Genomic DNA, 19,987 nt, shown 5'->3' on the forward strand with positions numbered 1-19,987 from the left:
GTTAATCACCTTGCTGTTCCATGGGCCGTGCAACGGCAAAGTAGCCGTTACCCAGATCTGTTTTAAAAAAGAGTTGTTGAAGCAAATAGAATGGATACATTGTCAGATCGTTGAATAACAAGAAGAAAAGCTTCTGCATTCCAGTAAAAAGCCACATGCCACTGCTCTCCTTGGTACGCACCTGAAGATCGCGCTCTTCGCAACGGCGCTTACTGATGGCATGATCATAGAAAGGTTTCATCAGGTTGTAAACCGGGACCCCATACGAGTAAATACGGATAGGACGGAGACCAGCCGCCACCAGTTTGTCATGCAACTCTTCCCGCTCATATCGACGGATATGCCCACAGAAATCGTCATTAGCCCCCCATTTTGACATATGTGCCGGAACAGTCAGCACCACATACCCACCGGGCCGGACTTTTGCAGCAAGTTCGCGCATCATCCCCACATCGTCCTCACAGTGTTCCAATACCTCTGATGCTATTGCCACGTCAAACTTACCGGCAACTGCCCGTATCTCCCCCTTTGCCACCGTTATCAACGTGTTGGCGACTTTTTCCCTGGCAGTCAACACCGCATCATCCGAAAGGTCGATGCCGGTCCCTTTGTATCCCCTTTCCGCCAATGCCAACAGAAGATCACCAGCGCCACAGCCTATTTCCAAGAAATCATCTACGGTAACTGTACCGAGAAAATCGAGAATGACTTTTCTCTTGAGCAGGTAACTGGGAGTTGGATACCACTGCATGTTAATGCACCTCTATGGCAACGACTAAAAGGATGATCAGCATCGTACCGTTACCTATACCGGGACCTACATCGGCCTCATCAGTTTAGCTTTTGTCATCACTCTCGCTTATTTTTTTCAAGGAAATCTTATCGCGCCACAGATAGTAGAACCCAGCAAGGATCACCGGGAAAAATCCCGTAGCGTGCATGACGAGAGCAACGCTCAACGATTGCTCCATGGGGATGTTGAACGCCATCAGCCCATAGACACAGGCGGCATGATAGGTTCCCACATAGCCGGGAGAGGCCGGGACCATGATGGCAAAGACCAGAAAAACCATGATCAGCATGGAAGCGGTGATGGGAAGGCTGATGGCGAATGACTGAAGAATCAGATGCAAAGGCCAGATGCAGGTAGCCCAGACGGCAAAGGAAGTGAGGAGAAGGATGATGATCTCCGCAGGTTTCGATGAAAGGCGAATGCCGGAGATAAATGATCCCAGGAGCGGTATTGTCTTCTCCGCAACCTTTGCCGGGAAGGGCCTCAGCATTATTCCCACCACGTGAATGGTGTACACAGTGCGCTTCTTTAACAGAAAGAGAAAGACCAGCACGAATCCGTAGAGGCCGAGGGTGATATACCCCCCTGTTTTCAATCCGCTCTGAACGTTTTCCATGCCGGCCGGCAACCTGACCGAAAAAAACGTTATCAGCAGGATAAGCAGGACTGTGAACCCATCAAAGAGGCGGTCCAGCACCAATGTTGCGAAGACGGCGCTGGTTTCTATATCCTCTTTCTTTCCCAGCACATACGCCCTGACAAACTCCCCCAACCGCGCCGGCAGGATGTTGTTTGCCATGTAGCCGATGATTGTGGCAGGAAAAAGACTTTTCATGGCGGTATGTTTGATCGGCAGAATCAGGTATTTCCATCGCACCGCCCGCAGATAATAGCTGACAAAGGTCAGAAATACCACGGGAAGCAGATAACGGTAATCCATGGTCTTGAAAGCCGCCAGCACCTTGCCGAAGTCGATCTTGGCGAAAAGCAGCACCAGGAAGAACAAGCTGATGCCCGTTCCCACCAGCAATTTTTTATCGATCGTCTTACCGGACACGCTCAACCCTTAAGGTATTCGTCGTATTCGATGACGAAGGCCTTGCTCAAAATGTCACGGCACCGTTGGATATCGTCGGCGATGGCCTGCTGCAAGGCGGTAACATCCGCAAAGGTCTTTTCGTCCCTGACCCGGTCGATGAAATAGGCCCTGACACCCTTGCAGTAAATATCCCCCTCGAAATCGAAGAGAAAGACCTCGACGCTCAGTCCCTCATCCCTGAAAGTGGGATTGGTGCCGATATTACAGGCCCCGTCGTAAAAAACATCGTCCACCTTCACCTTGACCGCATAAACGCCGTCCTTCGGCAGCAACTCCTTTTCCGTCTCCAGATTTGCCGTGGGAAAACCGAGCCCTTTCCCCCGGTGATGACCATGAACGACCGTGCCGCCAACGGAAAAATGCCGGCCCAACAGCGGAACTACCCCCTTCACATCGCCGGCGGCGATCATCTTTCTGATGGCCGTACTGCTGAAGACGGTACTCCCATTGCTTATCGGTTTCAGCTCCTCCACCTTAAAGGAAAACTCATCGCCCAGAAGGGTGAGCAGCGAGACGTTCCCTTCACGGTTACGGCCGAATGCGTAGTCATAGCCGATGATCAAGGTCTTCATTCCCAGCTTTCCCACCAGCACCTCGGCGACGAAATCCCTGGCCGGCATAGCGGCGAACCGGCGGTCAAAGGGTATTTCCACGAGATAGTCCAGGCCGCATGCCTCGATCAGCGTTTCCTTCTCGGCATAGGTATTGATCAACCGGGGGCTTTTTTCGGGAGCCAGCACCTTCAAGGGATGGGGGATGAAGGTCACCACGACCGACACCCCACCCGAATCGGCTGCCGTACTCTTCACCCTGCGGAAAATCTCCCGGTGCCCCAGATGGACCCCGTCAAAGTTCCCCACGGTAACTACGGCATTGCGGAGCGGCTCTGTTATTTCAGCAAGATCCTTAATTATTCTCATAGATTATGCTCACCCATGGTCAGCCTGTGACAGTCTCCGGCACCATTTTCTTTTTGCCGAAGAGCAGGGCGATCCAGACGCTGATCTCATACATGAGGTACAAGGGTACCATGATGACGAACATGGTGATCAGGTCGGCATGGAAGGCAGCTATTATAGCACTGGCCAGAAGGGCGTACTTGCGGTTTCGGGCCAGAAGCTGATAGTTGACGAGGCCGAAGCGGGCCAGAAGGAGCGCCAGCACCGGCAATTCGAAGATCAGGCCGAAAACCAGAATAAGGCGTAGGCAGAAGTTGATGTAAGCGCTGAGATTGAACCAGCTCTGGAGCCCCTGGGATTCATAGGAAAGGGAGAAGTTGATAATGACCGGCCAGATGACGATGAGAAAAAAGGTCGCGCCAATGCAGAAGCTGACGGTACTGGCGGTAACGAAAGGAATGACCATCCGTCGCTCCCTGCCGGTCAACCCCGGCGCCACGAACAGCCACACTTGGTGGAAGAGCACCGGCAGCACAAGTATCAGCCCTGCGATGATGGAAATCTTACACTGGATGAAAAACGGCTCAAGTGGTGCGCTGTAGTTGAGAACCCGCTCCCGGACCGGCGCCTTGAACTCGTCGTCCAGCTTATAGCGGTTGTAGATCGAAGGATACCGCTCCTTCACCTCGTTGTAGACCTGCTTTTTCAGGTCGGTCAGGTAGGTCTTGCCTGTGAGTGGTTTCTCGACAAAGTTAAGCAGGGTATTGGAGAAGTTCCACGATATTCCCATGCCGATCACCACGGCAACGAAGGAGATGATGATCCTTTTCCGCAACTCCACCAGATGTTCTATAAACGGCAGGACTTTCTCGTCAGCCATGAAATCCCTCTTTTTGACCTGGACACCATCGAGGGTTATAGCACAGCAGAAAACCAAAGCGCAACAGCTAAGAGGGTCTGCCAGCCAGCGACAGCCGTATCAGACGGAATGCAACATGGCCCCTGCCACTTCGTCCAGCCGGATTTGACCATCTATGTCCACAGTCTCCATGACTGCCTTGGGCATACCGAAAACAATGGCGGTCTCTTCCGCTTCAATAAAGACCTTCCCTCCCCCATCCTTGACAGCCTTGGCGCCACAGGCGCCATCCCTGCCCATTCCCGTCAACACGAAGGAAACGATATTTTCTCCGCATACAGTCGCAGCAGATTGGAAGAGGACATCCACCGAAGGGCAGTGCAGCGTCCCCTCTGGAAGCGGGTCCAGAACAATGCGCAATTGTCCTCCCGACCTTTTCAGCTTAAGATGGGTCCCTGCCGGTGCGATGTAGGCGGTACCAGGCATCACGGCTTCGTTGTCCTTCGCCTCCTTGACTGACAGGGCGCTCAGACGATTGAGCCTCTCCGCCAGCGAAGAGGTGAAACCTGCAGGCATATGCTGGACAATGAGGATGGGACAGGGAAATGTCCCCGGAAGCCGCGTCAGGATGTTCTGCAATGCCGGCGGACCTCCCGTGGAGGTACCGATAAGGACCACCTCGGTTTCACGTTTATCCGCCACCACCGGAACCGGCGCCGGCTCCCCCTTTTCTTCCCCTCCCCCCAGCTTGTCCACATCTACCCGGGCAGCGACCCTGATCTTTGCAGTCAGTTCTCTGGCAAGCACCGAAATATCCATGGGGCCGCCAGCGGCGGATTTATCAACGAAATCCACTGCCCCCAGTTCCAGTGCGCGCAGTGTGTTCTCCCCCCCTTTCTCCATGAGGGAGCTGAGCATGATCACCGGCGTCGGACATTCCGTCATGATCCGTTCCAGGGCCGATAGGCCATCCAATACCGGCATTTTCACATCCAGGGTAACAACGTCAGGCTTCAACGATTTGACCAGATCGACGGCCATTTCGCCATTGGAAGCCACATCGATGACCCTGATGTCGGGACTGCTCTCAAACATGCGGATGATAGCCCGCCTGACAAATGCAGAGTCATCGACCACCAGAACACGGATGCTGCGTGTTTTATCTGCTGCCATGGCAGTGCTGTCCTTTGAGTCGATAGAATGATCTTCGTGAAGTTTCATCGTCGAGACAGTTCAGTACAATCTGGCAGAACCTGGCCTTGAAAATTCAGATTGCGCAGCAGGCTGAGCACCAGCACCTGGATCTTTCGGGTATTGCTGAGAAGGATTTTCTCACCAAGTAGGGGGGATGAGGAGAAGATGCCCACAATTGCTTCCTTTACAACCTCTTCGTTATTATCCTCTTCCAAAAGCGTCAACAGCGCCGGGATTACGGCTTTTTCCCCCACAAGCCCCAGCAGCGTCATGGCGGCGCCCCGTTCCCCGGCATTGCTGCCGGAAAGTAGCCCGAGGAGATTTTTAATGCCCTGGTTGTCGATTGCCGATACCAGCTCGGCTTTCGTGTCGCCACCCTGCTTCTCCACAATGGCAACAACAGCCTCGGCAGTCGCAGCAACAGATTTTCTCCGGCAATCGCATAGAATCGCCATAAGGGCCGGCAAAGCCCGCCGATCCCCGATCTTGCCAAGTGCGGCGATTACCGGCTCAAGCAGCAGCTCATTGTCGAGAAGGGGGATCAGGCTGGGTACCGCCCGGCTGTCGGCCATTGCGCCCATTGCCACGACAGCCGGGTACTGCAGCCAGATATCCCCGTGCAGCACCCCCATGAGGGGGAGCAAAGCTGCGTCATCGCCGATCTTTCCCAGGGCCTCGGCTGCAGCGTGGCTGACATTGATATCCGGATCGCCAAGAGCCTGGATAAGCGGCTTAACAGCCCCCCTGTCGCCGATATCGCCGAGCATGACGGCACTGAAATTCCTCACTTCCCCGTTGGCGTCCTGTAAAAGCACGATCAGGGCAGGAACGGATGCCCGGCCGAACCGGACCAGCACCTCCATGGCGCCGTTTCTCAGATCGGCATTGTCATCATCTCTTACCCCACGCTCCAGGACCGGATATACCGCATCTAAGCCCATGGCCACGACGGTGTCCATGGCGGACATGGCGTAACCCAGGTCCCGATCCCCTATCAGCAGCAGCAATTCTTCGATGGATTTACCGGCAAGACCGTCATCCACCACTTGTTTACTGTGACGTGGCTTCACCATCTTCGTTTTTCTCCAGTTTGGTATAGACCAGGCATTCGGCGTCGCGTACTACCCGAAAGCCGTGATGGTAAATATGCAGTGCTTCTGCGTCGCCGGTAAAAAAGAATCCCCCCGGCATCAGCAGGTCATAGAGGGCGTTTACCAAGCGCTGCTGGGAATCCACTGAAAAGTAGATCATCACATTTCTGCAAAATATAAGGTCAAAACCACAGAAGCCCGCCTCAACCGGCAGGGGATCACCGTTGACCACGGCAAGCAGGTTGAAAGGGAAAAAGCGAACCAGGCGCTTCACCTCTTCTCGAATCATGGCACCCCCTTCCACCGGCTCCAGGTATTTCTCGCGAAAAGAGGTGGGCAGGCCCTTCAACCGGTCCTCCCCATAAAAACCTGTTTCCGCCTTCTTCAGACAGGAATGGCTCAGGTCCCCCGCAAGAATCTCCACATCCCAGGCCTTCGGATAACGTAGGGATTCAAGCAGAGCCATGGCAACGGAATAGGGCTCTTCCCCAGTGGAACAGCCCGCACAGAGAATGCGGAGCTTCATGATGGAAGCGGCGGGGCTCGGCGCGTCCTGCCCCCACGACCGGATAACATCTCTCCCCCGTCGCACTTCAATCCCGGGCACGATCTTCTCCATCAGGAATTTGAACTGGGGGAGATTTCTGAAGAAGAAGGTCTCGTTAGTGGTGATGAGATCCATCAGTGCAGCTTCCTCAGCGCCCGAGCCGTGCAGAAGATCGAGGTACGAGGCGAGGTCGGGCAGACCGAGGAGGGCTGTGCGCTCATGCAGCCGGCCCTTGAGGACCTGTCTCTTGTGCCCCGTGAAGTGCAGCAAGCTCCGCTCGCCGATGAATTTCTCTATTGCCGCAAACAATGGGTCTCCCATAACTACCGTGTTCTCAGTTCACCTTGAATGCCGCAACCAGGGCTGCCAGATCTACCGCCTGCGCCGAAAGGTTCTGCGCCGCTTTGGAGAGCTGCTCCACAGAGGAGAGGTTTTCCCTGGTGATGTCGCTGATATTTTCCACGGCAGCAACCACCATCTCTCCCCCTTTTTTCTGCTCAGCCGTGGCATTGGCCACCGATTGGGTCATGGCATTCATGGCGGTCATGGCATCGGCAATCTGCCGCGCCGAAAGGGCCTGTTCCTTGGTGGCGATAGCCACCTGACTGGTGACATGGTTCATATTCTCCACCGCGATCCTGATCTGGCGGCTGCCCTGGGTCTGTTCCTTGGTGGCTCCGGTCACCTCCTGTGTGAGGTTGTTCATCCGCTCGACGGCAGTCCTGATCTGGCGCCCGCCAAGGGCCTGTTCCTTGGCAGCAGTGGCGACGAGAGACGAAGACTGGCTCATCCGCTCCACCGCCTGCAGAACCTGCGTCGAAGCCTTCGCCTGTTCATTGGCGGTTGCCGAGATGGAAGTCATGAGATTGCTGGTCTGTTCCACGCTGCTGACGATGTTTTCCAAGGCGTTTCCTGCCACATTGGAAAGCTCCATGGAGGCCTTGGCCTCATTGGAGGCAAGCTCACCGTACTTCACCGAGTTACTGGTATCCACCTGCACCTGCTTGATGACCAGCCCGATTTCCTTGGTGGCGTTGACGCTTCGCTCCGCCAGCTTTCTCACCTCTTCCGCGACGACGGCGAAACCTCTCCCCGCATCGCCGGCCCGGGCCGCCTCGATGGCAGCATTGAGGGCCAACAGGTTGGTCTGATCCGCAATCTCGTTGATGACCTTGACAATGCTGCCGATCTCCTCCGAACGCTTGTCCAGATTGAGAATGGACTCGGCAGTCTTTTCGATGACACCTGCAACCCTGTTCATGGAAGCGAGAGCCTCCTCGACTGCCTGTTTGCCTGCATATCCCTCCTTGGCAGCCGTTTTGGCCACGCTATCGGCCTCTTCCACATTTTTCGCCACCTGGCCAACCGATACCGCCATCTGTTCCACTATGGCAGCCGTTTCCGTGACCACGCTCTGCAATTCCTGGGAATTGCCTGCAACCTGATCGATGGAGACAGTCATCTGCTCGATGGTGGAGGAAGTTTCGGCTACGGAGGAGGCGAGTTCCTCGGTATTCTGGGCCACCTTGTCGATTGAAATGGTCATCTGTTCTATGGTGGCCGAAGTCTCGGCTACGGAAGAAGACATGGTCTCCGCCCCCTTTGCCAGCTGTTCGCTGGTGGCGCCCAACTCCTGCACCGTAGAGGCCACTTCGTCGGCGTTGTTTGCCAGAGAGTCGGCATTACCGGCCACGGTCTGGATGGAAGCTGCCATCTGCACCATGGTGCTGGAGGTCTCCTCTGTTGCGGAGGCCTGGCTGTGAGCCGCCTTGGTGAGCTGGTTCGACCCGGCGGAGATCTGGTTTGCCGCCGAAGCCACCTGGTCGGAACTGGTCCTGATCTTGCCGATCATGGTGCGCAGGTTTTCGGTCATGGTGTTCATGGCCGCCATGAATTGCCCGACTTCATCCTTCGATTTGGCCTCCACGGAGGCGGTAAGGTCCCCGGCCGCCATCCTGTTTGCCGCAGCGACAGCTGCGCCCAGAGGCAAGGTAATGCTCCTGGTGAGCAGGATGCCGACAAGCACACTCAGGCAGAGCGCCGCGACAATGCAGATAGCGATGATCCTGACCGTTTGCCGGGCAAGGTCCGTCATCACTTTTTCCATGGCGTCCATGCGATCGTTGCCTGCAGTGGCCAGTTCGGCAGATACCGCTTCCAGCTTGTGAATGGGCTCCTTGTAAGAACCTATGGCTGTGTTGCCCTCCTCGGGTGTTTTCACCTTCCCGGAAGCGATCATGGCCATGACGTTCGCCATCCCCTTGTCATATTCGTCCATGTCCTGCTTCATGCTCTTTAGAGCATCCCTGTCCTTGGCCAGAGTAACCACTTTTTCCAAATCAGCCAGCCGGGCAGAGAGATGATCCTGCATCTCCTTCCATTTGCCCTTGTATTCGGCAACCTTGGCACTATCTTTCACATTGAGGAACATGTCCTTTTCAAAGCGACGCAGGGCAAGCACATCCGCCCTGGCCCTGGCAGAGTGCTCGGCAACCTGGGAATCGGTTTTAAGCATCCTGATGGTGGCGTCGGTACTTGTCTTTACCCCCCAGTAACCAGCTCCACCCACAGACAGCATCAGCAACAGCAGCAGGCCGAAACCCAATCCCAACCTGACCCCGATTTTCAAATTTGCAAACATTGTAACCTCCATTTTCCCCATGTCAGGGAAGAAGTAATTTATAGACTGGCTCCCTCAGTGAGAAAGAGCGAACGATTTAGATCGAGAATGATGATCAGCCGGCCGTCCAGCTTGCCAACGCCATCGATGTAATTCTGGTCGACGCTGATCGCCTCTTCGGGGATTTCCTCGATAACCGAGGAAGCGATCTTCAATACCTGGGAAACTCCGTCAACCAGCATGCCGAGCCTTTTGTTGTGCATATCGACGACGATGATCCGCTGTTCCTCGGTATCCTCCACTCCGGGCATGCCGAGGCGAGTGCGCAGGTCCACCACTGGAATGATCTTGCCGCGCAGATTGATGACCCCCCGTACATGGGGTGGAGCTCCCGGAACCTGGGTGATATCGCTGGCGCGGATGATTTCCTGCACGCAACCGATGTCCACCCCATATTCCTCCCGGCCAAGCCTGAAGGTGACCAGGTGCTGGAGCTGTTTTTCCTGTTCGTCAGCGGCGATGAGTTCAGTGTTCAGCTCCTTCTGCGCCTTGTCCATGAACTGGGCAAGAATGTCTTCAGCCAGCCCTGAAGCCGGTAGCGTCTTGTCATTTCCCTGCATCGCTTCTCCCTCCTTTTGCTTTGCCCAACAGAGATGCTATGTCGAAGATCAGTGCTATTTTCCCGTCACCGAGAATCGTCCCGCCGGCAATGCCGGGGAGAGTTCCCAGATAATCGTCAATTGCCTTGATGACAATTTCCTGCTGGCCGATAAGCCTGTCCACCACCAGCCCTCCCCGCCGTTCACCGCTGCCGACCACCACCACATATTCGTATTCTGCACCCCGAGCCTCCGGCAGACCGAAGAACCGGTCCACCCGCACCAGGGGCAGGAGCCGGTCCCGCAGCTGTATGACCTCCCCCTCAGCTACCTCGTGAATATCCTTACGGCTAACCTTGATGCTTTCCAAAACACCTGAGAGGGGAATGGCAAAGGTCTCCCCCGAGACCTCAACCATAAGGGAGGTGATGATGGCCAGGGTCAGGGGCAGCTTGATGGTAAAGGTGGTACCGACCCCAACGGTGCTGTCGATGTCGATCATGCCGTTGAAGGAGGAGACGATGTTTTTCACCACGTCGAGCCCGATGCCGCGACCGGAGGTCTCCGTAACCTCTTCCTTGGTGGAAAAACCCGGCATAAAAATCAGCTGCAGCGCTTCACGATCAGACAACGTTCGGGCTTGCTGGCTGTCGATCAAACCTTTGGCAATCGCGGCATTTCGCACCTTTTCCGGTGAAATCCCCCGTCCATCGTCTTCGACCGAAATTACCATGTGGTTGTTTTCGTGTCGTGCCCGCAGGGTAAGATTCCCTTTCGGCTGTTTGCCGCTCCGCCTGCGCGTCTCGGGTGGTTCGAAACCATGGTCGACGGCGTTGCGGATCAGGTGAAGAAGCGGCTCTCCGATTTCGTCGATGACCGTCTTGTCGAGCTCGGTTTCCTCACCGATGAAGGCCAGATTTACCTCCTTGCCGTGCCGCTGACACAGGTCGCGAACCAGACGGTTGAACCGCTGGAAGACGACCTTGACCGGCAGCATCCTCGCCTTCATGATCGCTTCCCGCAGCTGGGCCGCAGTATCACCGATCAGCTGGCTCGATTCCGTAAAGGCCTCCACCAGGGATTTGTCGTTAATTTCCCTGATGCGGGCTTCAAGGGCAAGGAGCCCTGTCCGATGGATCACCAGTTCACCGACCAGGTTGAGCAGGTCGTCAAGCTTCTCGAAATTGACCTTCAGTGTGTTGGACTTGTGGCTGATGTACCCATTATCTTCGTGTGTTTCAGCTGATCCCCTGACTAGTTCCTTTTCCACCACTCCACTGGCAAGACATTGCAGCAGCATGACCAGGTCGCTGAAATCGGGCTGGTGGGCAGGATTTGCAGCCAGTTTTGCCAGCGCATCCCGGATGCTGTTGAGAGCGGCATAGACGGTTTCGAAAAACGCCCCCGAAAGATGCAGTTCTTTCTCCAGAACCTGCTTGAAAGCAGCCTCAAGGTTGTGGACAAATTGCTGGATATCGCTGAACCCCATCATTCCGGAATTGCCCTTGATGGTGTGCAGATTCCCCAGGATCTTAGTAATCAGGGCTTCATCGACGACACCACCGGCATGCCGTTTCTCCAGTTCCAGGAGCGCGGTTTCAACCGCTTCCAGGTGCCCAGAGGCATCATCGAAAAACTCCTCCAGCAGTGCTGACATATCGACTGTATGGTCCACCATTCACTCCATCGTTGAAATTATGGGATCAGGCTGCGACGACATCTGGAAGAATCTTGTCGATAAGCTCGTGGAGGTCGGAGGGATTGAAGGGCTTTCTCAGGTAGGCCTTAGCCCCCAGTTTCAGGCAGCGGATGGTGTCCTCTTCCTTCCCTTCGGTACTGATGACAATGATGGGTATCCGAGTGTGGATGCCGAGAGCTGCGGCCTTTTCCAGGAATTGGACGCCGTTCATCACCGGCATGTTGATATCCAGCAGTATCAGCTGAATGTCTCTGCGCTCGGCAAGCAGGTCCAGGGCCTCCTGGCCGTTCATGGCGTCCAGCAGCTCACTGTTGTAGCGTGACAGAACCAGGCGGTACATCTGGTGGATGAGAGACGAATCGTCGACCAATAGAATTTTGCTGAGCATGATACCCTCTTGATGGAGATATATTTTTAGGAAGATTGGAGGATCAATTCAAAAAAGATTTTCGGACCGGAATGCCTATCTCGGCAACTTTCCTAAGCAATTCGCACATGTCCACCGGTTTGCGGAAGTAGTGGAGAGCTCCGCGTCGGAACGCCTCAGCTTCGATTTCCTCAGTGCCGAAACCGGTCATGACGATGACCTCCGTATGGTACCGGTCACGGATATAGGTCAGGAGCTCCAGCCCTTCGATACCGGTAACCCCCGACATGCGGATATCGGTAATGACCAGATCGAATCGGGCGGTTTCCAGCGCTTCCTCCGCCTGTTCGATCTCATCGCAGGTCAACACCTGTACGCCTTCAGCTTTCAGCGCATAGGAAAGACTCTTCAGTATGGACTGCTCATCATCCACAATAAGAATTTTCTTCATTGGTTTGCTGTTCATGCAGCCCCCCTTAAGACGTGGAGGAGGATCAGCACAGATCATGCCCAGGGCCGGCTTTGTGCCGAAGAACCTTATCCGGCGAAGCTTGGCAAGCCATCACAACAGGCACGGTCTTGGACGGAGCCGTTTTCCGGCTGTACAGTTTCAGGCCAGCAGAGAAATGGAAAAGAAGGGGTGAATGGGCAGGCTCAACGGGAGAGATGGGCAGTGTAGCGGAAGAAAACAGTGTACGATTTTGCTACACCTTCATTTTCTTCAGCTTTGCCAGAAGGGTAGACCGGCTGATACCAAGGGCTGTGGCAGCTCGAGAATGGTTGTGCCCGGTTGCATCCAGCACACGGGAGATATATTCATCCTCCACCTGGCACAACGGCCGCAGCTGCTCGATTACTCCACCGACGGCAGGATAAGCGGAAATCCGGCAAAGCTCGATGGGGAGACAATCAGGGGTGATTTCGCTGCCGGTCGCCAGCATCAGCCCCCTTTCGATGACATTTCTCAGTTCCCTCACGTTTCCGGGCCAATGGTAGCCGGAAAGGCAGGACATGGTCTCGGCCGAAATACCCGCTTTGGGCTTGCCCATCTCTTTGCCGATCTTCCGGGCAAAGTAGTCGGCAAGAATAACCACGTCGGAACCCCGCTCACGCAGAGGAGGAACGGTGATGGGGAGGACATTGATGCGGTAGAAGAGGTCTTCACGGAAAGAACCATCCTTGACCATCGCCGAAAGGTTTTTGTTGGTGGCCGCCATGAACCGTGCTTCGGTCCGCTTGTCAACGATTCCCCCGACCCTGCGGAACTTTCTCGTGTCGAGCACCTTGAGCAGCTTGGCCTGGATGGCAAGGGACATTTCCGCCAGCTCATCAAGAAAAATGGTACCTGAATCCGCCACTTCCAGAAGCCCCGGCTTGCTTTCCCGGGCATCGGTGAAAGCCCCTTTTTCATGCCCGAAGAGCTCCGATTCAAGTAGCTGCTCAGAAAGGGAGGCACAGTTAATTTCCACCATCGGCCCGGACACACCGCTCTGCCGATGGATCGACTTGGCAACGAGCTCTTTGCCCGTTCCGGATTCCCCCATAATGAGTACGGGAGCGTTTTTATTGGCTGCCATAAGCTCGACCAGCCGCTTGATTCTTATGAGCTGCGGGGAATGACCGACCATGGCATCGTCATCCATGTCCGTGCCGCTGTATTTCCTGCTGAATTCCACCTCCTTCTTCAGCCTCAAGGTTTCCTCCAGGCCTGCCAGGATCTCGGCGACCTGTTCCAGGTCGAGGGGCTTCGGGAAAAAATAAGTCGCCCCGTTTTTCATGGCCTGCACGGCCTTATCCAGTTCCGCGTAGGCGGTCATCATGATCACCCTGGCGCCGATTTCCGGCCCAGCAAGGGGAAGCAGCAGTGCATCTCCGTCCATGTCGGGGAGCCTATGGTCGAGGAAAACAATATCAGGCAAGGTAACACGGGCAAGCCTCACCCCCTCCTCTCCGGTTGCAGCCAATGTAACCATATAGCCTCTTTTGGTGAGGAAATGCCTGAGGGCAAGCCGGATGCTTTTTTCGTCATCGACGACAAGTGCTTTCATGCCATCTTTCCCCTGGGGAGCGTAATGGTGAAAATGGCCCCGCCTGCCGGATTGTTTTTGGCCGAAAGGGCCCCGTCATGGGCTTCCATGATTTTTCTGCTGACGGCAAGACCAAGACCGGTCCCGCTTTTTTTCGTGGTATAGAAGATGTCGAAGATTTTTTCCAGGCTCTCCAGGGGAATGCCTGGCCCGGAATCGGAGATGCCGATCAGGATATTTTCACCCTCTTCCTCCAGCTGAACAGTTATGTTCCCCTCCACAGGGACGGCATCGACGGCATTTTTCAGCAGGTTGACCAGCACCTGCCGTATCCTTTCCTTATCGGCCTCAACGGTAATTTCTTCGTCGGTAAACAATTTGTGCAAGAACAGTTTCTTCTCCAAAAGTAAGGGTTCGTTGAAGCTGATGGCATCCCGCACCGCCCTTACAATATCGAAGGAAGCTTTTTTCAACTTCATTTCCTTCGAGCAGTCAAGGAGTTCATCCACCAGCCGGTTCATGCGCCGCCCCTCTGTTAGTATGGAATTCATCAGCTCTTTCTGCTCTGCGGAGAGAGGCAGTTCCATGGCCAGTATCTGGGAAGAGGCGGTAATGCCGAAGAGAGGGTTGCGCATCTCATGGGCAACCCGGGCGACCACTTCCCCCATGGTGGCAAGACGGTCCTTCTGGCGCATTTCCTTGCGGACCCTCTCCACCTCGGAAATGTCGATGAAGGTGATGATGTGCCCCGCAGTCGAGCCGTCCGCCTGCTTCAGATTGAATCGTTTATAGCCGATCATTCTCTGTTGAGTGCCTAGCTCGCCCACCTCTGCAGCATCGATACCTGCACGGATAAGGTCGTAGATACGCGGGCAGATCCGGTCAAGCCGCACTCCCACCAGATCGCATTCCTTTCCGGCAAAGAAATCAAGGGCATAATCATTGGCCAGTTTGATCTTCAAGAAGGGGTCCATGACGATGATGCCGCTCTGGATGTTCTTCAAGACAGATTCTATGAATGTTTTCCGTTCATTCAGCTCCACAAAGGCTTCATTCAGATCAGTCTGGAACTTTTTGTGTTCAGCTTCCCTCTGCCTCAGGGGTCTGATAAAAATAAAGTAAAATGTGGGTGACAGGAACAACAGGAGCAGGCACCCGTCAAGCAAGTCCTCCATCAGTCCGCTGATGGGCCTGTGGGGCACATACTCCAAAAGAACCATGATCACGGTTTCCACCACAAAGATGGCTGCAGATATCTTGAAAAAAAGCCCCCACACCCTTGACGTGCCGCTTTCCGTATTCCGATCCCTCACATGTGCCTCACCCTTACCTACCCATTTCACCTGCGTCTCCGGCCCCCCTTGGGACTGCTTTTGCGTCGATCCCTGGAGCCGGCGCGGCGGTCCTGTTCCCCGGAGCGGCGCTCTTCCCCCCTGGCTCCCTTGGCCGCGGTGGGCCATTTACCCCGGACCGGGATACGTGGGAACTCGCCGCCGTCGTAGGTTTCAGTCGATGGTGTCTGCCGTGCGTCATGGTCCGCCAGGACGAATTCCACCTGTTTCTTTTCCAGGCTGACGGCAGCAACCCGTATCCGCACCGGGTCGCCGATCCGGTAGGTGGTGCGGCTCCGCTCGCCTATCAGGGCGTGCTGCTTCTCCACGTATTCGTAAAAATCCTGCTTCAGCGTGGAAATATGGACCATCCCCTCGACGAAAATCTCCACCAGCTCCACGAAGAAACCGAAAGAGGCGACGCCGGTGATGATGCCGTCGAATTCCGCCCCCACCTTGTCCAGCATGTACTGCATCTTCTTCAGCTCGACGATTTCCCGCTCGGCCTCCATGGCCACCCGCTCCCGCTTGCTGGTATGCAGGGCGGTCTCCGGCAGGGTCGCGGCCAGACTGTCCCGCTCCTTTTCGCCGATCTTCCTTGCCAGCTGTTTCTTCAGGATGCGGTGCACCACCAGGTCCGGATAACGGCGGATTGGAGAAGTAAAGTGGGTATAGGTGGCGGCAGCCAGGCCGAAATGACCGACGTTCTCCGCGGAGTAGCGCGCCTGCTTCATGCAGCGCAAGAGCACCTCGTTGATCATGCGCTCTTCCGGCTTCCCCGCCGCCTGGTCCAGGATGCGCTGGAATTCACCCGGGCTGACCTTCTCCTCCTGAAGCCGCAGTTCATAACCGAAATTGAAGATGAACTCCTTGAAATCCTGCAGCTTGGCAAACTCCGGATTCTCGTGGATCCGGTAGAGGAAGGGGATATCCCTTTCTTCGATATGGGAGGCCACCGCCTCGTTGGCAGCGAGCATGAACTCCTCGATGATCTTGTGGGCCAGGTTACGCTCGGCCCGGACGATGGCCGTGATGCCGCCGGTGATGTCCAGCAGGATCTCCGGCTCCGGCAGGTCGAAGTCAATGCTCCCCCGTTTGCGGCGCTTTTCCATGAGGCGCAGGGCCAACTCCTCCATTGTTTTCAACTCAGGCACCAGCTCCGCGTATTCCCTGGTCAGTTCGGCATCCCCGTCGACAACGATCTTTTTCACCTTGGTGTAGGTGAGCCTGGCCACGCTTCTGATGACGCTGGGATAGAAGTCTGCCTCCACCATGGTGCCGCTCCGGTCGAAGAGCATCTCCGCCGTCATGGTCAGACGATCGACCTGGGGATTGAGGGAGCAGATGCCGTTGGAAAGTTCCTCCGGAAGCATGGGAATGCAGCGGTCAGGGAAATAGACCGACGTCCCCCGCAAATAAGCCTCCTTGTCCAGGGCTGAGCCAGGTTTCACATAGTGGGAGACATCGGCGATGGAAACCCAGAGCCGGATCACCCCATTTGCCTCTTTTTTCACGGCCACCGCATCGTCGAAATCCTTGGCCGTCTCGCCGTCGATAGTCACCGTCAGCTGGCCGCGCAGGTCAGTCCGACCGTCCAGGTCGGATTCGGCAATGGTCTGGGGAACGGCCCGGGCAGCCTTCAGAGCTGCCGGCGGAAAAACGTGGGGGAGCTCGTGTTTCCTGATGATGGTCTGCACCTCCACTTCCGGCTCATCCGGCCAGCCCAGCACCTCGACGACCTTTCCCTCCAGAGAACGGCCGGCAGCGGCGTAGGATGTGATTTCGGCGACCACCACCTGGCCGTTGACCGCCTTGCCGGCATCCTTGGCTGGAATGACGACATCCCGCCCGATACGGATCTCATCGGGTATGACCCGGGAAAGCTTAGCACCTCTTTCCAATCGACCGACGATCCTGGTAAAGCCATGTTCCAGGGTCTTGATGATCCGCCCTTCCTGCTTACCGTCCCGCTTTTTCGAGACGATCTGCACCCTGACCCGGTCTCCGTGCATGTTCTGCCGGAGATAGCGGGCCGGTATGAAGACATCCTCACCTCCTTCGTCGGGCATGACGAAGCCGTAGCCGTCCCGGTGTACGCTCAGTTTGCCCGCCACCCCCTCGGTTTCCGCAGGGAGAATGTAAAGACGCCCTTTCAGCCGCAAAAGCGCCCCTTCGTCCACAAAGCCGTCGATGATCTCCTTGAAGCGCGGGCGTTCAGCCTTGCCGATGCCGAAAGCCTGCATCATCTCCCGGAACTCCATGGGAACCCCGGCATGATTCTTCAGCAGCCGCACAACCGCTTCTTTTTTTATCTTCATACCCTCTCCACCCGCTCATTAAAAAAAGAATTAGTAACTATGCTAAAATAGCTTAGAACTTGTCAAACAATTTACAACTTTGGCCATAAAACCTTTGCTTTTTTGCAGAGCATGCGTTTAGTATAAGCAGGTTTTGCCGGCTAATCCCTTGTAATAATTACTCATTTAATCACTCAAATATTTCTATAGAGCACTGAACGTTTTTTTCAAGGAGTTGCAATGTTGTTCCGCAGTCTCATCGTCCTGGTCCTGATCATTCTCTTTTCCATTTCCGCCTCGGGCACCCCTCTCTTTGTCCTGCCCGACGAGGCGCTGCATCAGGCAGCAACGCACTTTCGCGACAAGGACTACCGGGAAGCCCACGAAGAGGCCCTCAGGGCCCCTCAAAGCGGCATCCGCGAATTCATGCTCGGCATGACGGCCATGAAACTGGAGCAGTGGCAGGAGGCCACCACCCGCCTCGGCTATGCCGCCGACAATTTTCCCCTCTTGGGGGATTACGCCCTCTATAATCAGGCAGCTGCCTTTTCCAAAATGAACAAGCATCCCGAGGCCCTGGCTTCCCTGTCAAGGATGCTTAAGGTCTATCCCGAAAGCCCGATCAATCGCGCCGCCCTCTTCCTCAAGGGGAACGAGCTTTTCGACGGCGGCAACCACCGGGAGGCACTCCGCGCCTACACCGATTTCATAGAACTCTATCCCCAGGGGGCCGACTCCCTGGCAGCACTGTACAAGTCGGCACTCTGCCGGGAGCAGTTGGGGGACACCACCACCGCAGCATCCATTTTGCGCTCCATCCCCCTCAATTATCCCGCCTCGTCCCTCACCCCCAAGGCGACCCTAGACCTGGAGCGGCTGGCACAGCAGGGGGTGCGCATCGAACCCCTTTCCGCAGGGGAGATGCTTCGCCAGGGGACGACCCTTTTCGACTTGGGAAAATACGCCCAGGCCATCAAGACGCTGGATGCCGGGCTGCAGAAAACCACCGACCCGGAAATGGCCGTTCGGCTCCAGTTCAAGAAGGGACAGGCGCTTTTCAAGTCCAGGCACTACAAAGACGCGGAGCAGCTCTTCACCGCACTGGCCAAGACCGATGCCGCAATAAAAGGGATGAATGAGGAAATCCGCTTCTGGCTGGCAAGGACTCTGGCCAAAAACGGCAAGGAAGATGACGCCGTCACTGCCTACCTGCAGCTGTCAGATACCTGGCCGAAAGCTCCACTTGCCGATGATGCCCTGCTGGAAGCGGCCCAGCTCAGGAAATCCCAGAAGAAGACCGACGAAGCGCTGCAGCTGCTGCAGCGGTCGCTTTATCTCTATCCCCAATCCGGCCTGAAGAAGAATCTGATCTGGGAGATTGCCTGGGAGCGTTACCAGGCCCGCGACTACAAGGCAGCCGCCGACTGGTTCGCTAAATTGGCCACTTTTGAAGGTGCCCGCGACCGGGCTCTCTACTGGCTCGGGAAATCCCAGGCCGCCACAGGGGATCGTGCAGGAGCGGATGCCTCCTTCTCCCGGCTGACGGCGGAATTTCCACTTGGGTACTATGCCCTTGCCCATGCAAAAGAAGCCGGCACGACCGCCGGGGAAACGATCCAGCCGCCTGCCGACCTGGCCGGATCCCTGCCGGTCCCGTCCGGTTTCGAACGGGTAAAGGCACTGATCACCCTGGGTTTTTACGATGAGGCCAAAAAAGAGCTCTCCGACCGGAAGAAAGCCAGGAACCAACAGGGCATCGCCCGCCTCTACCTGGAAATGGATAACTACAACGCCGTCGTCCACCTCTTCAAAAAAGAGCGTCTGTCGAGGCTCGACAAGGATTCCGCCCTGGTATGGGGGCTTAACTACCCCCTTGCCTTCCGGGACGCCGTGGCCAAGAGTGCCGGCGACAGCCATATCCCCGAAAGCCTTGTCTATGCCATCATGCGTGCCGAAAGCACCTACTCCCCCACTGCCCTCTCTCCCGTTGGTGCCGTCGGCCTGATGCAGCTCATGCCGGCCACCGCCTCGGCCGTAGCCAGGGGCAGCGTGGATAAAAACAGCCTCACCTCCCCCACCATCAATATCCGTTTCGGCACAAAACACCTGAAAGACCTGCTCACCTACCACAACGGCGACCTGGTCAAGGTCATAGCCGCTTACAACGCCGGCTCGGGCAATGTGGGCAAATGGGAAAAACGGCTGGGGGACATGCCTGCAGACCAGTTCATCGAGAACATCCCCTTCGGCGAAACGAGGGAATACGTGAAGAAGGTACTGGCTGGGATGGAACTCTATCAGCGGTTCTACGGCCTGGATCGGAAGCTGGCGGAGAAACCTGCGGAAAAAGCGGTGGCAGTACCGACAGAGGCGTCTGCAGCGCCGACGGGAAAGGTGGCGGCGGCACCGGTGGAACAAGCCGGGGGATCACCCGGCTCGGAAGATTTCAGGGACAGCAGGTTGGCGGCGGGACGCGGCAGTATTGCACCGTGAGACGGAGTCTCTCGCGGCGCCACCCCCTCCCGCTTGAACTTCCATGGCTGAACCACCTCCATGCTGGTCTAA

General features: G+C 56.0%; 16 protein-coding genes. 1 reads left to right on the forward strand and 15 read right to left on the reverse strand.

All coding sequences use genetic code 11. From position 1 onward, the window contains the following. Position 1 precedes the first annotated feature (1 nt). The 15 genes from ML541_RS06715 to rnr all read right to left on the reverse strand — a co-directional run bounded on the left by ML541_RS06715 (position 2) and on the right by rnr (position 17,443). Positions 2 to 751 carry a class I SAM-dependent methyltransferase gene (locus ML541_RS06715; RefSeq protein ID WP_243371831.1) on the reverse strand — a complete coding sequence of 250 codons (750 nt, stop codon included), beginning with the start codon at positions 749 to 751 and terminating at the stop codon, positions 2 to 4. A gap of 85 nt (positions 752 to 836) precedes the next feature. Next, entirely contained in the window at positions 837 to 1,850 is a 1,014-nt protein-coding gene (locus tag ML541_RS06720; protein ID WP_243371833.1) for a lysylphosphatidylglycerol synthase transmembrane domain-containing protein, read from the reverse strand. A gap of 2 nt (positions 1,851 to 1,852) precedes the next feature. Then, entirely contained in the window at positions 1,853 to 2,812 is a 960-nt protein-coding gene (locus ML541_RS06725) for a bifunctional riboflavin kinase/FAD synthetase (protein ID WP_243371834.1), read from the reverse strand. 19 nt (positions 2,813 to 2,831) lie between these two features. Further along, the gene (tatC, locus tag ML541_RS06730; RefSeq protein WP_243371835.1) at positions 2,832 to 3,671 is read right to left on the reverse strand and encodes a twin-arginine translocase subunit TatC; all 840 of its coding nucleotides are present in this window, start codon (positions 3,669 to 3,671) and stop codon (positions 2,832 to 2,834) included. Between the two features lie 99 nt (positions 3,672 to 3,770). Beyond that, the gene (locus tag ML541_RS06735) at positions 3,771 to 4,823 is read right to left on the reverse strand and encodes a chemotaxis response regulator protein-glutamate methylesterase (protein ID WP_243371836.1); all 1,053 of its coding nucleotides are present in this window, start codon (positions 4,821 to 4,823) and stop codon (positions 3,771 to 3,773) included. Positions 4,824 to 4,867: 44 nt separating this feature from the next. Further along, a complete protein-coding gene (locus ML541_RS06740) occupies positions 4,868 to 5,917 on the reverse strand; it encodes a HEAT repeat domain-containing protein (protein WP_243371837.1) in 1,050 nt (349 codons plus the stop codon). Beyond that, positions 5,895 to 6,791, reverse strand: a complete 897-nt coding sequence (locus ML541_RS06745) for a protein-glutamate O-methyltransferase CheR (RefSeq protein ID WP_243371838.1) — start codon at positions 6,789 to 6,791, stop codon at positions 5,895 to 5,897. The genes ML541_RS06740 and ML541_RS06745 overlap by 23 nt, the downstream gene beginning before the upstream one ends. Before the next feature lie 25 nt (positions 6,792 to 6,816). Continuing rightward, a complete protein-coding gene (locus ML541_RS06750; RefSeq protein ID WP_243371839.1) occupies positions 6,817 to 9,123 on the reverse strand; it encodes a methyl-accepting chemotaxis protein in 2,307 nt (768 codons plus the stop codon). 38 nt (positions 9,124 to 9,161) lie between these two features. Continuing rightward, positions 9,162 to 9,722, reverse strand: coding sequence for a chemotaxis protein CheW (locus tag ML541_RS06755; protein ID WP_243371840.1), 561 nt, complete (start codon positions 9,720 to 9,722; stop codon positions 9,162 to 9,164). Further along, positions 9,709 to 11,376 (reverse strand): chemotaxis protein CheA, encoded by a 1,668-nt coding sequence (locus ML541_RS06760; protein ID WP_243371841.1) that lies wholly within the window; start codon positions 11,374 to 11,376, stop codon positions 9,709 to 9,711. The genes ML541_RS06755 and ML541_RS06760 overlap by 14 nt, the downstream gene beginning before the upstream one ends. 28 nt (positions 11,377 to 11,404) lie before the next feature. Beyond that, positions 11,405 to 11,788, reverse strand: a complete 384-nt coding sequence (locus tag ML541_RS06765; protein ID WP_243371842.1) for a response regulator — start codon at positions 11,786 to 11,788, stop codon at positions 11,405 to 11,407. Positions 11,789 to 11,831: 43 nt separating this feature from the next. Beyond that, positions 11,832 to 12,233 (reverse strand): response regulator, encoded by a 402-nt coding sequence (locus ML541_RS06770; RefSeq protein WP_243371843.1) that lies wholly within the window; start codon positions 12,231 to 12,233, stop codon positions 11,832 to 11,834. Between the two features lie 238 nt (positions 12,234 to 12,471). After that, on the reverse strand, positions 12,472 to 13,815 hold the full coding sequence (locus tag ML541_RS06775) for a sigma-54 dependent transcriptional regulator (protein ID WP_243371844.1): 1,344 nt from the start codon (positions 13,813 to 13,815) through the stop codon (positions 12,472 to 12,474). Next, positions 13,812 to 15,137: an ATP-binding protein gene (locus ML541_RS18960; RefSeq protein WP_243371845.1), complete on the reverse strand. Its 1,326-nt coding sequence runs from the start codon at positions 15,135 to 15,137 to the stop codon at positions 13,812 to 13,814. The genes ML541_RS06775 and ML541_RS18960 overlap by 4 nt, the downstream gene beginning before the upstream one ends. Continuing rightward, complete coding sequence (gene rnr, locus ML541_RS06785) at positions 15,134 to 17,443, reverse strand: ribonuclease R (protein ID WP_243371846.1); 2,310 nt, start codon at positions 17,441 to 17,443, stop codon at positions 15,134 to 15,136. The genes ML541_RS18960 and rnr overlap by 4 nt, the downstream gene beginning before the upstream one ends. A 219-nt stretch (positions 17,444 to 17,662) precedes the next feature. On the opposite strand from rnr, the gene ML541_RS06790 reads away from it, so the two are divergent. Further along, positions 17,663 to 19,915 carry a transglycosylase SLT domain-containing protein gene (locus tag ML541_RS06790; protein WP_243371847.1) on the forward strand — a complete coding sequence of 751 codons (2,253 nt, stop codon included), beginning with the start codon at positions 17,663 to 17,665 and terminating at the stop codon, positions 19,913 to 19,915. The last annotated feature ends 72 nt before the right edge of the window (positions 19,916 to 19,987 follow it).

This window comes from Geotalea sp. SG265 (genome assembly GCF_022808985.1).
In the GTDB taxonomy this organism is placed as follows: Bacteria; Desulfobacterota; Desulfuromonadia; order Geobacterales; family Geobacteraceae; genus Geotalea.